Source organism: Streptomyces sp. NPDC048420, assembly GCF_040651535.1.
Lineage (GTDB): Bacteria > Actinomycetota > Actinomycetes > Streptomycetales > Streptomycetaceae > Streptomyces.
The window spans coordinates 48064-61051 of record NZ_JBEZKG010000023.1; the positions used below are offsets into that span (position 1 = coordinate 48064).

At 67.1% G+C, this 12988-nt stretch carries 14 protein-coding genes; 6 read left to right on the forward strand and 8 right to left on the reverse strand.

All coding sequences use genetic code 11. The annotated features are described in order from the left end of the window. Positions 1 to 84: 84 nt before the first annotated feature. Positions 85 to 543 (forward strand): hypothetical protein, encoded by a 459-nt coding sequence (locus AB0D34_RS35605; RefSeq protein ID WP_362669346.1) that lies wholly within the window; start codon positions 85 to 87, stop codon positions 541 to 543. 3 nt (positions 544 to 546) lie between these two features. Here the strand turns inward: AB0D34_RS35605 and cyaB are convergent, their stop codons facing one another. Both cyaB and AB0D34_RS35615 read right to left on the reverse strand, forming a co-directional pair. Then, on the reverse strand, positions 547 to 1101 hold the full coding sequence (cyaB, locus tag AB0D34_RS35610; protein ID WP_362669349.1) for a class IV adenylate cyclase: 555 nt from the start codon (positions 1099 to 1101) through the stop codon (positions 547 to 549). A gap of 17 nt (positions 1102 to 1118) precedes the next feature. After that, complete coding sequence (locus tag AB0D34_RS35615) at positions 1119 to 1970, reverse strand: helix-turn-helix transcriptional regulator (protein WP_362669351.1); 852 nt, start codon at positions 1968 to 1970, stop codon at positions 1119 to 1121. Between the two features lie 356 nt (positions 1971 to 2326). Between AB0D34_RS35615 and AB0D34_RS35620 the strand changes: the two genes are divergently transcribed. The 4 genes from AB0D34_RS35620 (at position 2327) to AB0D34_RS35635 (ending at position 5090) form a co-directional block, all read left to right on the forward strand. After that, positions 2327 to 2665 (forward strand): hypothetical protein, encoded by a 339-nt coding sequence (locus tag AB0D34_RS35620; RefSeq protein ID WP_362669353.1) that lies wholly within the window; start codon positions 2327 to 2329, stop codon positions 2663 to 2665. A gap of 80 nt (positions 2666 to 2745) precedes the next feature. After that, entirely contained in the window at positions 2746 to 2982 is a 237-nt protein-coding gene (locus AB0D34_RS35625) for a hypothetical protein (protein ID WP_362669355.1), read from the forward strand. 135 nt (positions 2983 to 3117) lie between these two features. Further along, positions 3118 to 3780 (forward strand): helix-turn-helix domain-containing protein, encoded by a 663-nt coding sequence (locus tag AB0D34_RS35630; RefSeq protein WP_362669358.1) that lies wholly within the window; start codon positions 3118 to 3120, stop codon positions 3778 to 3780. Between the two features lie 116 nt (positions 3781 to 3896). Further along, on the forward strand, positions 3897 to 5090 hold the full coding sequence (locus tag AB0D34_RS35635; protein ID WP_362669360.1) for a tyrosine-type recombinase/integrase: 1194 nt from the start codon (positions 3897 to 3899) through the stop codon (positions 5088 to 5090). A gap of 410 nt (positions 5091 to 5500) precedes the next feature. Here AB0D34_RS35635 and AB0D34_RS35640 read toward each other — a convergent pair whose 3' ends face one another. The 4 genes from AB0D34_RS35640 to AB0D34_RS35655 all read right to left on the reverse strand — a co-directional run bounded on the left by AB0D34_RS35640 (position 5501) and on the right by AB0D34_RS35655 (position 9702). Next, positions 5501 to 5845, reverse strand: coding sequence for a Uma2 family endonuclease (locus AB0D34_RS35640; protein WP_362669362.1), 345 nt, complete (start codon positions 5843 to 5845; stop codon positions 5501 to 5503). 196 nt (positions 5846 to 6041) lie between these two features. Continuing rightward, complete coding sequence (locus AB0D34_RS35645; protein ID WP_355746556.1) at positions 6042 to 6386, reverse strand: hypothetical protein; 345 nt, start codon at positions 6384 to 6386, stop codon at positions 6042 to 6044. Then, positions 6377 to 7408, reverse strand: coding sequence for a hypothetical protein (locus AB0D34_RS35650; RefSeq protein ID WP_362669364.1), 1032 nt, complete (start codon positions 7406 to 7408; stop codon positions 6377 to 6379). The genes AB0D34_RS35645 and AB0D34_RS35650 overlap by 10 nt, the downstream gene beginning before the upstream one ends. Positions 7409 to 7425: 17 nt before the next feature. Further along, a complete protein-coding gene (locus tag AB0D34_RS35655; protein WP_362669366.1) occupies positions 7426 to 9702 on the reverse strand; it encodes a glycoside hydrolase domain-containing protein in 2277 nt (758 codons plus the stop codon). Positions 9703 to 10034: 332 nt separating this feature from the next. On the opposite strand from AB0D34_RS35655, the gene AB0D34_RS35660 reads away from it, so the two are divergent. Beyond that, positions 10035 to 10838, forward strand: coding sequence for an AfsR/SARP family transcriptional regulator (locus AB0D34_RS35660; RefSeq protein ID WP_362669367.1), 804 nt, complete (start codon positions 10035 to 10037; stop codon positions 10836 to 10838). 634 nt (positions 10839 to 11472) lie between these two features. Here the strand turns inward: AB0D34_RS35660 and AB0D34_RS35665 are convergent. Then, positions 11473 to 11631 carry a hypothetical protein gene (locus tag AB0D34_RS35665; protein ID WP_362669369.1) on the reverse strand — a complete coding sequence of 53 codons (159 nt, stop codon included), beginning with the start codon at positions 11629 to 11631 and terminating at the stop codon, positions 11473 to 11475. A 950-nt stretch (positions 11632 to 12581) separates the two neighbouring features. Then, positions 12582 to 12809, reverse strand: coding sequence for a hypothetical protein (locus AB0D34_RS35670; protein WP_328976073.1), 228 nt, complete (start codon positions 12807 to 12809; stop codon positions 12582 to 12584). Between the last annotated feature and the right edge of the window lie 179 nt (positions 12810 to 12988).

Consider the following 12988-nt stretch of genomic DNA (forward strand, 5'->3'; position numbering starts at 1 on the left):
CGTCACAACACGGCCACAGCGCCCCCGCAGCGGCTCCACGCAGCGCATGATGCCCCCTCAGCATCCAAGAGCCCCGGGGGAACCATGAACACCCGCACCGTCGCCTGCGCCGCCCTCCTCGCCCTCACCGCCACGCTCACCGCATGCAGCGGCGGGAGCGACGCCAAGGCCGACCCGGCCGCCTGCAAGAGCGCCATGCGCAAGCAGCTCCAGACCGCCATCGACTCCGGCGCCACAGCCACCCCCGGCACCCGCCCATCCCAGTGCGACGGCGTCGACACCAAGACCATCCAGAAGTACTCAGGCGAGCTCATGGCCGACCATGTCAGTGACGCCCTCAACAGCGCGCTACCCTCCGCCACCGACACCGCCATCGCGGACGTCAGCCCCGAGTGCCGAGCCTGGATCAAAGACGAACTCCTCAGCACCGGCGGCGGCATCGACGCCACCGAGGGCTACAAGCACTGCGGCAGCCTCCCCGAGGACGAACTGAACCAGGCCATCGAAGACGTCACCCAGGACCTGATCAACGCCACGCCCTGACCGTCAGTCGCGTTGCGCCGCCACCGCGCCCGTGTACGTCTCCCGCGTCAGATCCGCCGCCCCGATCCCCAACTCGGCGAGCACGGCACGGATGTCGTCGAGGGCCGCGGGCACCTCGTCCTCGTCTACGAGGGTCTCGACTTCCAGGAACGTCCCCTCGATCTCCGGCACCTTTACCAGCGTGGCCAGCATCTGCCGGCCGTACGCCTCAAACTCGTAGTTCCGACACCGCTTCTGGAAGGCAATGACCGGCACATACCCGAGGCCCTGCAAGATGGCGTGCGCAGCCTCCGAGTCCTCGACCCGCGTCTCATGCTCCGGCTTCGACCCCGACGCCTCATCAACCGCCGCCGCCTTGAAGGTGAGCACGGTCCGCCGCCCATCGGGCCCATGCACCGTACGCACCCGCAGCTCCTGGTCCGCTCTCTCAAGCGACCCGTCCGCCCTGTCGTAGTAGGCGTCCTGGTAGACCTCGACGCGTGCGGTCGCCAGCTTGTCCAGCTGCCGCATCACCGCCTCCGGTGCGTGCACGCGCGCCTTCAACTCCGCCTCGATCACGAACCGTTCCCCTCTCCTCAGACCGTGCGCTGAGCGCCGTCGATGACCGCCTCGAACATCCTGCGAAACCCGCGGTACAGCGGCCCGTGCGGGGTCGCCATCACCTTGTACGTGGCCGACTCGTGCCCTTCCCACCCCGAGTCAAAGGCGCCGACGAACATCGTCGAGTCCGTGCGGATGATCCGCCAGGTCGGCAGCATCCGGTAGCGCCACACCCCGATGTCGCACGAGTCGGCCAGCTCCCGCAGCCTCGCCTCGGCAAGGCGCACGCCACCGCTGAGGGACTCCGCAGACTCGCCGATCTCGGCCGCGCGCTGCGCCAGGGCGTCGCTGTCGGGGTCGAGGAGGGCGACCCGGACCCGGAGACCCTTGCCGCCCTGTTCGCGCGGCAGGCAGGCGCGTAGGAGGCTGTCGTTGAGGCCGATCAGACCGAGGCCGCGGACCGCGAGGACGTCCAACTCCTGCGCCTCGCGGGCCTTCTGCTGGATCTCCTCGGCCGCCCCGTTCTGCGCCGCGTACACGCGGACCACCTCGGGGAACGCGGCAAGGTCGAACGCGGCACCGCCCGCCCGCTTCTCGCGGCTCGCCGCCAGGCCGAGGAGGTGGCGAGCGTCGTCCGGCATGTGGAGCCCGTCCGCGATCCGCTCGTACACGTCGAGGCGGGATACCTCGCGGCGGCCGTTGATGATCTCGTTCACCCGGGCCTGAGTCATCCCGGCCGCCGTCGCGATACGGGCCTGGCTCGCGCCGGCGTACTGCTGCACGTGCCGGAACACGGCGCCCATGTCCCGCGCTCTCAGGGCCTGCCGGACCTCGGCGCGCTCCCATGCCCAGCCGGGCAGTTCGATCGGCTCCAGTGCGGTCGGCATAGCGCAGGCCCCCGGTATCCCCGTTCGGGATGGAAAGTCATCTCACGGTGAGATTGCCGGTGGGGTATCGAGCCGACACCATCTGTCACAAGAGGCTGGCCAGATCTTTCAACCCCGGCGGCCGCGCGAACGGCCCCGGGCGTGGACGACTGGTTGGAGTCGACATGCCGGAGAATACGCAGCCCCCCCCCCGCGAACAGCCCCACCGGCTACGGCTGGTGTGCGTGGCATCAGAACTACGCGCGGGGCGTGCGCCTCATCCAGGTCGTTGAGCAGGGCAGCAACGGGTGCGGGAACTGCTTCGCATGCCCGACCTGCCGCGACGTGTACGACCTGGTCCCCCTGGCCGATCGTCCGTGAGCGCCCCTGTGCACCCTGGCTTCGTCGACGCGCACCAGATGTTGGCCGTGCCCCGGATCTCCACCCGCACCGAGGCGCAGACCGAGGGCCGTCGCTGTGTCTGGTGCAGCGGTCCGGCGTCCGTCGACCTCGGTCCGCGGCTCAGCGCGCGCGACGGCATCCTCGAACGGTGGGAGCCGCGCGCCTGTCTCTCCTGCACCCGCCGTGAAGCCGGCCGCGTGTACGACGTCCACGTCGGCGCCTGCGCCCGCTGTGCCCCGGCGCTGTACTGTCCGGATGCCCGAGCCCTGCACTCCTTGTCGCAGCGCGCTCCCCGTATGAGGCAGACCGGTTGAACGCCCGCCCGTCCCCGCACCCCAGGCTTCAGGGGGCGGGCGGGTCCACTTGCGCCAGCCGATGGCTCATCATCTGGGGCATGGCCTTCACGACCTACGACACCGTGCGCGCCCAGACTCAACGCCTCCTCGTCGACGCCGACCAGCCCCTCACGCGGGCCGCTGTCGCCGCCGAACTCGACACCTCCACCAACCAGGCAGGGCGCGCTCTCCGCGAGTTGGAGCGCAGGGGCCAGGCCGTCCGGGACAAGCAGGCCGGACAGCCCAGCGAACGCGGCGGCCGAGCCCCAGACATGTGGAGCTCAGCCTCCCAATGAGCGGCATCAGGCGGCTCCCCTCAGGGCGCGCGGGAGCCGGTTGGTGCGGGCGAGAGTGTCGAGGCTCTTGGTGAGCCAGTCCTGCATCTGCGCCTGGGAGCCGATGAGTCCGTTGTTGACGACACCGAAGTGGTAGTGGACATCCCCGGTGGCGCGACCGCTGTCCTGCTCCTCGATGACAGGATGGTGCCGACGGCGACGGGGGATGTGATCTACCGCCCCGGCGGATGGATCCGCGCGCGGGGAACCGACGAAGACACCACGGTCTACCTGCGCCTACGCGACTCCGATGAAGGACCGTCGCGATTGAACGTGCACTACGCGGCCATGGCGAGCGAGAAGCCGATCAGCGTGCACGTCTGGCGGTTCGTGCCGTTCGAGCACATCGAGCAGCACGCCAACGAGAAGAATTACCGGCGCGCCCTGGAGCTTGACCCCGCCGAGTTCGGCGGCGGCCCAGCGCTCGACAACATGGACAGCTATTTCGTCGACGACAGCGGCGAGCCGTGGCAGCCGACGCACCTCGTCCAGCTACGGGACGGCATGGTCGTCCACGGGATGCGCTCGCGACGGAAGGCCGCCGCGCCGGCTCGACTGAATCACCCGGGGCGCAGGATCTCGGACGAGTTCCTCCGCGAACTGGCCGCTATGTACCGCTGGCTTGTTGACGAGGGACAACCACCTGCGCCAGAGATTGCCGAGCAGACCGGGGCCCCGGTCGCTACGGTCCGACGCTGGATCGCGCGGTCTCGAGAGCGTGGCTTCCTGCCGCCTGGCCGCGTAGGACGTGCGGGATGAGCGGCCGCCGCAGCAACGGGGAGAGCAGCGTCTACTTCTCGGAGTCGGACGGGAAGTGACATGGGTGGGTCACCGTCGGCGTCAAGCCGAACGGGGCCCCCGACCGTCGTCATCGCATGGGCTCGGACGAGACGGTCGTACGCGCGAAGGTGCGCCAGCTGGAGCGCGAGCGCGACGCGGGCAAGACGAAGAAGGCCGGCCGCCCACCGACCATCGAGCAGTGGCTCACCACATGGATGGACACGGCCTGCGCCCGCAAGGTGGCCGACGGGACGATGAGCCCGCGGACCCTGGACGACTACCGGTCGAAGTGCCGCCTGTACCTGTTCCCGGGGATCGGCAAGCACCGCGTCGACAAGCTTGAGGCGTCCCACCTTGACGCCCTGTACCTCAGCATGATCAAGCGGGAGTTGTCGTCGGGCACGGTGCTGAAGACGCACCGGATCATCTCCCGTGCACTGAAGGTGGCGTGGCAGCGGGAGATCGTCTCCCGCAACGTCGCCTTGATGGTCGAGCCGCCGTCCGCGGCCGAGGGGGAGATCGAGCCGTTCAACCAGGCCGAGGCGCGCGCCCTGCTCGCCGAGGCCTCCGACCGGCGTAACGGCGCCCGCTGGTCCGTCGCCCTCGCCGAAGGTCTCCGTCAGGGCGAGGCCCTCGGACTGCGCTGGAAGTACGTCGACTTGGACACCGGGGTCATGAAGATCTGGTGGCAGCTACAGCGCCTCACGTGGCAACACGGGTGCGAGGATCCGCACGCCTGCGGGACGAAGCATCACCGGAAGGCGTGCCGGAAGAACTGCACCACCCACAAGAACTACAAGCGCGGATGCCCGAAGCCGTGCCCGAAGGACTGCAAGGACCACGCCAAGACGTGCCCGGAGCGTGCGGGCGGGGGCCTGGTCTTCCGCGAACCGAAGGGGAAGAACAAGAGGTTGGCGCCCATCCCGCCGCCGCTGGTCCCGCTCCTGAAGGCGCACCGGAAGGACCAGGTGCGCGAGCGCCTGGCGGCCGGCGAGTTGTGGGAGGAGAACGACCTCGTGTTCTGCCAGCCCAACGGGAAGCCGATCGATCCGCGGATGGACTGGGAGGAGTTCAAGGACATTCTCACGGCTGCGGGCCTCCGGGATGCGCGGGTGCACGACAACCGGCATACCGCGGGCACGCTGCTGATCGAGTCGGGGGTTTCGCCGCGCGTCGTGATGGAGCTCCTCGGCCACAGCTCCATGCGGATGATGACGAGGTACACGCACGTCGCCTCGGTCCTCGCGAACGACGCGGCGAAGCGGATGGGAGACACGCTGTGGGGATGAACTTTGTACCGGCGTTCGTAGCAATGGCAACTAGCGCTGCAACCAGGCCGGAAACAGAACAGCGGCTCCCCGGAGGAAACCGCTGGTCAGAGATGGAGCCGCCTTCGGGATTCGAACCCGAGACCTACGCATTACGAGATCGTGAGCGATCATGCTGCCGTGTGACGCGTCATGCTGCCGGATGACGTTGTGCCTGATCGAGCACATGCGGCCGGTCAGGCCGTGATTCCTCATGCTGCGCCGTCCAAAGGCGTCCGGCCACCAAGCGGCCACCGAACCGGCTCCCGCAAGGACCGGACGATGATTTCCAGGGGTTATTGCTTCCCGACAAGCACCCGGCAGTCCGCGCCATCAGCTCAAGCGCCCCAAAACCAAGAGCCAGCTCTTCCTACGAAGTCCGCACCGCCATGTCAGCGTACCCAGTCCTTCAACGGCTCGGTGTCCAGAGTGATCCCCACCGGAGCAGGCAGTGCGACTATCTTACGGAAGGAGCGCCGGGCGATGTTGCTGTGCGCGCCATCATCAGGCTCGCTGCACACCAGCGTTTCACAGGAGTCCCGGTCGATCAGCAAGTACACCGGGATGCCGGTCTCCGCATACGCACGCGGCTTGTCCTCCCGGTCCCGCTTGTCAGTGTCAGTCTCGTACGACGTCACCTCGACCACTATCACCACCTGGTCAGCAACCGCCCCCTCCCCCTTGCCGGCGAAACTGCCCCTGGGTGCCAAGGCCCACCGGCGCCGCCTCCACGGCATACTCCGGCCACATCACCCCCGCCGAACACGAGGCCGCCCACTACCGCGAGGCCGAACCTCCTGCGACCACTCCAGTGGTTTCCCGCCTGCCGCGCTGTGACGGCGTTTGATGACCAGGGAGCATTGGCACCCGCCGACGGTTGATCTCCGGGCGCTCCAGCGGGAAGTGCTGAATCCTTGCTGGAGCGCAACGGGATCAGTGTGGTAATTCCACCGAGGACCGGTTTTCGAGCCGGATGACGATTTCGGCCACGGTCGTGACGATCAGCAACAGCACGCAGCATGCGAAGCCGAACAGCCCGGCCTCCAGCCAGGGAATCGGACGCCCATCCATGCACTGCACCTGTTCGCGGGTGCAGCCGCTGTCCGGGCTGAGGGGCGGCGACGACAAGTGGAACCCCGTGACGAAGACGAGCACGGACACGACAACGCCGGTGACCAGCAGGCTCCACCGGATCCACCGCGCTCCCCACCACGACAGGATCCAGCCGGCGGCGATCACCGCAGGCAGGATCCAGGCATAATCACTGATCATTCCCACACCGCATCGGTACGCGACATCGAGGTCTGGCCAGTCTGTCGTTGGGTGACGTGGTTGCCCATATCGATCAACCCCACCGAGGGGTGTTTGATCGTCGGCAGATCCCCCGTGGGCTTCCGAGTCCTGACCTCCACGCCGAGGTCGAGCCGGTCACCGGACTTGAGTTTCATCCGCGTACTCCAACGGGTCTCGAGCAGCGACGCGGTCCGTGTCTGCGACAGGAGCCGTACGCCCGCGTCATGTGTCTTGTGATTGAGCCGGGCGGTGGTGACGCTGACGTCCCGCACGACCTGAGGATCCAGTGAGATGGAGAAGGCCGCGACCGCGGGGACCGGGCCCGGTCCGACGCTCTGCAAGGTGATCTGCACGGGAAAGTAGTACCAGCGCTTGCCGTTCGCCCATTCGTAACGGCTCCACACACCGCTGACCTCCAGTCCCCAGGGCGTGGCGACACCGCCGAACGTGCCCGGCCGACGGGGCCGCAGCCTGAGTCGGCCGCTGGGCTTCACGTTCTTCCGGCCCACGGCGGCGGTCGCGTCCGCGGGCCCGACGACCAGGTCGCGCGGATAGAGCACCGGGTATGCGGTGCCCACGACGACCACCGGATCACTGCCCGCGGCGACCGGTTCGGCCACGGTCACCGTGCAGGTCGCGAGCGCCGTCTTGGGGTCAGTGGTGATGCTGCTCGTGGTGCGCAGCAGGCGGTCGCCGACCGTGGCCACCGCCGCGGGCAAGGGGGAGTACAGCCGGGGATCGTAGGTGAGAGCCACCTCGGTTCCGGCCGGGAGGTCCGCGCCCGCGTGCTTTACCTGCACTGCCAGCTGTCTCGGGAACGCGGCCGGCTGGACGCCGACACCCGGCAGGACCGCCACCGGGCTCGCGCCGACCGGAACCAGCACCACATCGGCGGCGGAGTCGGCCCATGCCGGGCCGCTCAGGCCGGTGACGGTGACGGCGCCCACGCCCAGGGTGAGACCTCCGAGGACCAGCACCTGCCGACGGGTGATCTTCGAGTCGTTCATGTCAAGTCCTCGCTTCGTCAGGAGCAGTACTGGATGATGGCGTCACGGAACGCCTTGCCCACACCGGTCACCGAGTCGCTGGACATGAACTCAGGGGACGGGCAACTCGCCGATCCGAAGTTCTCGAGCCAGAAGGCGGCTCGAATGCCGACCATTTCCGCCGCGGAGTCGCCGCCGATCATGGCGTTCACCAGAGCCGCGGCCAGGGTGTCGGTAGAACTGCCGAACCGGAGCGCGTAGAACGCCTGGCGCCGTGCGGAAGACGTGGCCGGCGAAGCGTAGTTCGCTTTGATACCCGTCGACAGAGCTTGACTGGAGCCTTGCCGGGTGACGTTGCCCAGGACCCATGCGTCGATGTCGGCGAGAAAGTCGCCGAGCGAGAAGTTCGTGTCGTCGCCCTTGCCGGCGATCTTCTGTGCGGCGAAGTCGTACGCCTGGTCGTCGGACAGCCCACTCTGGTGGAACTGTCCCAACACACTGACGAGATCGCCGCCCCAGCTGCCGAAGTCCGCCAGGTTGGCCGTGGTGAGATCGCCCGGGAGACCGGTGGTGAGCACAGCGCCGAAAGACGCGCCGAAATGATCGATGTCGGAGTCCCACAGCAGGTCGGGGTCGCGCAACGGGGCTGCGAACGGTTCGTCGGGATAGGTGTTCACGAAGTCGATGAAATCCTGGTCGAGCGAACCGAAGACCGTGTCGGAACCCGTGAACTTGTAGAGCCCGTCGCGCGCCCGGAGGTACTGGGCGACCAGTTCGGGTGCGGACCGGTCGGTGTGCCCTTGGTCGATCCACTGGCCGGCTCTGGCCTCCAGCCAGATCAGATAGGTGTAGAAGGCGTCGTTGGGATCACGCGGCCGGGTCACGCTGTTGATGCCCGGATCCCTGCCCGAGGCGATGTCGTTGTCGATCTCCACCGCGCCGCTGGTGCCGGAGGCCAGCGTGAAGTCCTTGATCTGGTCGAAGGCCCAGTTGTCGGGGAGCGGGTAACCGAGATTGCCGCTGTAGCCGGTCGACATGCCGCTGACGAAGCTCCGGGTGGTGAGCCCCTCGGCCGCGAGCCGGATGCAGGTGTTGCGGCATCCGTACACACCGATCGCGTACTGGCTGCCCATCGCGCTTATTCCGTCACGGACTCCTTGGAAGTGCGGAATGATCGCGCTGGTGATGTCGTCGTCGGTCGCGTCGAAATCGACCGAGAAATAGATGACGGTGCCGTACGGGATGCCGAAGGAGATCGCTGCTTCTGCCGCGTCATTTCCGGCTGCCACACCTTGCGGGTTACTGAAGTCGCTGAGCGCGTTTCCCTCGTCCTGATAGATCGGGAAGAGGGAGAGGCCGTTGTCGAAAATGAGCGCGATCTCGGAGTTGGTCAGAACCTTGTTCGTGCCGCCTATGAGATAGCGGCCGACGGTGGAGTACCCGTTGTCCTTCACCGTCTGGATCGTCGTCGCGTTGAGCGGATACATGCAGTCGAAGGCGGTGCCCTTGCGGTCCGGGTCCCCGGTCGAGACCAGCAGTGACATCCAGGTCTCGTAATCGGCGGCGCCGGTGGCGTCGAGCGAACAGAACTGCTGGAAGCGCGTCACCGTGAAGGCCAGATCGGAGGTGAACGTCCCGCCGCCGTCCCCCCAGTGGTTGTCGTAGTTGTTGAACGCGACGGCACACTGGAACAACCGGACCCATCCGGCGTCCCCCGGGTCCTGCGAGCCGTTGGACACGTACGCGGTCGTCTTGAGCGCCCCCTCGGTGGTCGGGCCGATGGAGCCCGTCACCTGGCTGTCCGTCAGGCCCATCTGGTACTGGATGGCCAGGACCAGGGTCTGTTGCACATTGCGGGAGAAGTGACCGTCGCACGGCCCGATGAAGAACTGGCCCTTCCCGTAGTACGCGTCGTTGAGCCACCGTTGGCACGTCTGGATCATGCTGGAGCCGCCGGACGTGAGCACGTACGCGTCCATGGTCAGCAGCGCCTTGAAGACCTTCGGCTCCACGTTGTAGATCTGGGAGTCGGGCGCCTCCGGGCCCGGCAGGCCCATGTCGGCCACCAGCGCGGTCAGGCCGGCGCCGGTGTCCACGTTGAAGCCACCGTCGATGTCGCCGCCGCTGTAGCCTTTGCAGTAGAGGGCCGCCTCCGCGATGGTCCGCATGTTGATGTTGTCGGAGTCCCGCCCGACCGGGCCGTAGGCCTTCAGGTCCGCCCACGTCGTCGGACCGAAGTTGTCGGACAGTGTGGTGATGCCGAGCTCGTGCTGGAGCGCCCGTGTGAGGCAGTAGATCGTCTCCCAGCCCGTCATTCCGTTCTCGGTGCACGGGTTGTACCCGGATACACCTGTGTATGTTGCATTGACCCATTGCTGTGCTTTGAGAACCATCTGATCCATAGGGGGGGTCCTTCTCCCTGCCGGTGAGCCGATGCGCACGAAGATGGCAGCTCGCTCCATCGCCGCCCCATCGCCAGGCCATCACTGGGGGGCGGGTGTCAAGAAAGTCCCAAAGAGTGCCAAAGAGTCATACTCGGGCGCAACGATGAACCCTGTGCCGCATATGCTTTCGAAGGCGCGGACGCGTGGCTTTTATCGATATTCGGCGCGCCTTTTGGCTCCGCTCCCTGTCGAAAGGATGGCCGATGCCCGATTTCGGGATTCTCGGGCAGCCCTACGCCGAGCCACTCGGGTCCAGTATCGGTGTTAATCGCAGGCGAGAGTGGGTCATTCTTTCCGCTCTGCTGACGCGACCGAACGCGTTCATTTCCACGAATACGCTCATCGACGCGATGTGGGGCGACGGCCCCCCGCGGACCGCACGTGAGCAGGTGATGAACTGCCTCGGCTCCATTCGGCGCGCGATCGCGTCCTCGTGCGCCGGAGATGTGCGTCTCGATCGGGTTCGCGACGGTTACGTGTTCGGCATTGAGGCCGAACGGATCGACCACGTCGTGTTCTCCCGGCTCTGCGCCGAGGCGGAGTCGGCGAAGGCGCTCGGCCGGCCGGAGTCAAGCCGCGGCCTGTACGAACGCGCGCTGGCGTTGTGGCGCGGTGGCGTGTACGACGGACTCGACGTGCCGAGCTTCGCCTCGCATGCGGCGGTGCTGGAGGAGCAGCGGGCGATCGCGGCCGAGGAATACTTCGCCCTGTCGATCGCGACCGGTCACGGCAGCAGAGTGATCCCGCACCTGCTACGGCACGTCGGGGAGCATCCGCTCCGGGAACGCGGAGTCGCCCTTCTGATGTCGGCGCTGCACGACGAGGGCCGCACTCATGACGCCCACGCGGTGTACGCGCGTCTCGTCCGCCGGCTGGGGGAGGGGCTCGCGGTCGGCCCCGGCCGCGAGGTCCGTCAGATCCTGGACATGATCCTCGACAGCACAGTGTCGGTCCCCGCTCCCAGGGCCGACGAGCTCTCAGGCGCCGAGATGAGCACTCGGACCTGAGATCCGCGCTGCCGAAAGGGGGCCACGCCCCGGAGATCGCCCCTGCGGCGGGCGCCGACGGCTGGACCGGTTGCTGTCCGGCGCCGGTGCCTAGGACTGGTTGCGGTCATGCCGCTTGTAGTGGTGTAGCCGTGCCGGGTTTGTAGTGGTGTAGCCGTGCCGGGTTGATCTTCCGGGGGATAGATCTTGTCCATGCTGTCTTCGTGGAGGTAGCGGCAGGGGAAGGCGATCCATTCGTCGTGCATCTCGATGAGGACGGCGGTCGTGACGCCCCAGCCCGCTGGAACGCCGGCGCCGCATCGCTGTACGCAGTGACTCCACCAGGCGGAGTAAGAGGTCCTTGCACTATGAGCGGCCGACCCGGACGGGCATAGTGCAAGGACCCCTAAGTCATGCTGGGACAAGCCCATCGCGCCACCTCTCACTTCAACGAGCATCTCTACTCGGAGAGTTACGCGATGGCCGCGCCATGACCAGGGGCTATGCGGAGATCGCTGTTACACCACTCGGCGGGACACCATCCTCGAACGCGCCCACGGCGCGAGTCAGGACAATCTCGATGGCGTGCATGGAGACTGTACTTCTCCTATCCCAACTCGAGTGAGACCAACCCGTCGGGCAGCCATCCCTCCCGCTAACCGTCGATGAGGTCGGGCAGCACGTGCGGTTCCACTTGCCCGCCCGCCTCCCGCAGTTCGCCCGTCGTCCACCACAGCGCCCCCGGCGGCAGCAGAGCGCGGGCGTCGCAGGGCCAGACGCCCGCCACAGGAGCCGCCAGCACGAAGTACTCCACGCACCAACGCTCCTCGGGGGCGGGAAGCCGTCCCGTGACGGGGGCGATCCGCCGTGCGGGCAGCCGCAGCCACGCCGCAGGTGGCGCGCCGCGGACCGCCGAAAGGACTCGCCCGGCCGTATCGAGGTGCCTGGCAACGCTCCTGTGACCGAGGGCACGGCGTGGTCGGGCACCAGCAGAAAGCTACGTGCGGCCGGGGTGGATGACGACACGTTCCGTCGGTGCAACAGGAGCACTTCCGTCGGTGCTCCCTTCTTCCGATTCGACACTGATCACGCGATTGTCCGGATGGCACAAACCTTATGCGCTGGCACACCTCTACCCGCAAGGTTGAACAGGGAGCCATCGGCACGGTCGCTGCACGCCTGGCCACCAAATGGCCACCACGTCGAACCGACCGGGCCAAAGCGGATCTACAGCAAAGATCAAAAGACCAGGTCGCAGCCCCATGTTCCGCAGCGGCCACCGAGTGTCAACTTCAGACCTACGCATTGCGATGCACAGGCCGCAGGTGTCCGATTAGCCCGGATCTCAAGGTCGACAGAAACAAGAAACCCCAGTTCAGATGCCTGACCTGGGGTTGACCATGGAGCCGCCTTCGGGATTCGAACCCGAGACCTACGCATTACGAGGCCGCCAGAGGTCGTGCCGGGCTGTGCCATGCTGTCGTACCAGATCCAGTTTTCCCAGATCAGAGCCCATGCCGCGGTCCGGCTGTCCGCATCCCGTGTTACACGGTCCAAAGGCGTCCGCGCTCCCCTTGCGCTCCCCGTTCCTCGGCGAAGCAATGCGAGCGCGTGGACAGCCCCTTGCCGACACCATGCCGTCACAGGTTGTCGAGACCGCACAGGCGAGGCGGCGCTCAGGACTCGCGAGCTCCTCGCCCCTTCACCTCGGTGAGCGCAGCGGCAAACGGTCGACTGCTTCGTGGGACCGGAGGTCCTCAGGCATCACACCTGGCGGGCCGCGCTGGACTTGCGCTCCGGGCCGGGGGACGCAATTGCCGGGCTGCGGCTGGTGAGGTATCCGGCGGCGCCGACGGTGTGCAGGATGCCGTGGCGGTCGAGGACCTCGCGTACTCGCGGCCAGTAGTCGGCCGGAGGCACGAGCATGCCCATGAGGAAGTCGGTCGGGTCCTGGCCGTCGTACAGCTTGGCGCGATACGGCCACGGCGGCATCAGGGACGCGCCACCACCCGGACCAGATCACCCTTGTCCGCCACACCCGATTGACCTCAAGCGTCCCTCGGCCCGGCCCGAGGTGATGTACAGCTGCCACCGATTACGGGACAGAGCCAGCGATACAGTATATGTAGGTCAATTGAGAGAATCTCCAATCTACGACAGCGGTGCCCGAT

What these genes read in the sequence shown, in the direction of transcription:
- AB0D34_RS35660 (WP_362669367.1), top strand. Translation starts at nt 10,035, where the DNA reads ATGCCCGATTTCGGGATTCTCGGGCAGCCCTACGCCGAGCCACTCGGG.
- AB0D34_RS35605 (WP_362669346.1), top strand. Translation starts at nt 85, where the DNA reads ATGAACACCCGCACCGTCGCCTGCGCCGCCCTCCTCGCCCTCACCGCC.
- AB0D34_RS35650 (WP_362669364.1), bottom strand. Translation starts at nt 7,408, where the DNA reads ATGAACGACTCGAAGATCACCCGTCGGCAGGTGCTGGTCCTCGGAGGT.
- AB0D34_RS35640 (WP_362669362.1), bottom strand. Translation starts at nt 5,845, where the DNA reads ATGCCGTGGAGGCGGCGCCGGTGGGCCTTGGCACCCAGGGGCAGTTTC.
- AB0D34_RS35635 (WP_362669360.1), top strand. Translation starts at nt 3,897, where the DNA reads ATGGGCTCGGACGAGACGGTCGTACGCGCGAAGGTGCGCCAGCTGGAG.
- AB0D34_RS35615 (WP_362669351.1), bottom strand. Translation starts at nt 1,970, where the DNA reads ATGCCGACCGCACTGGAGCCGATCGAACTGCCCGGCTGGGCATGGGAG.
- AB0D34_RS35625 (WP_362669355.1), top strand. Translation starts at nt 2,746, where the DNA reads ATGGCCTTCACGACCTACGACACCGTGCGCGCCCAGACTCAACGCCTC.
- AB0D34_RS35655 (WP_362669366.1), bottom strand. Translation starts at nt 9,702, where the DNA reads ATGACGGGCTGGGAGACGATCTACTGCCTCACACGGGCGCTCCAGCAC.
- AB0D34_RS35670 (WP_328976073.1), bottom strand. Translation starts at nt 12,809, where the DNA reads ATGCCGCCGTGGCCGTATCGCGCCAAGCTGTACGACGGCCAGGACCCG.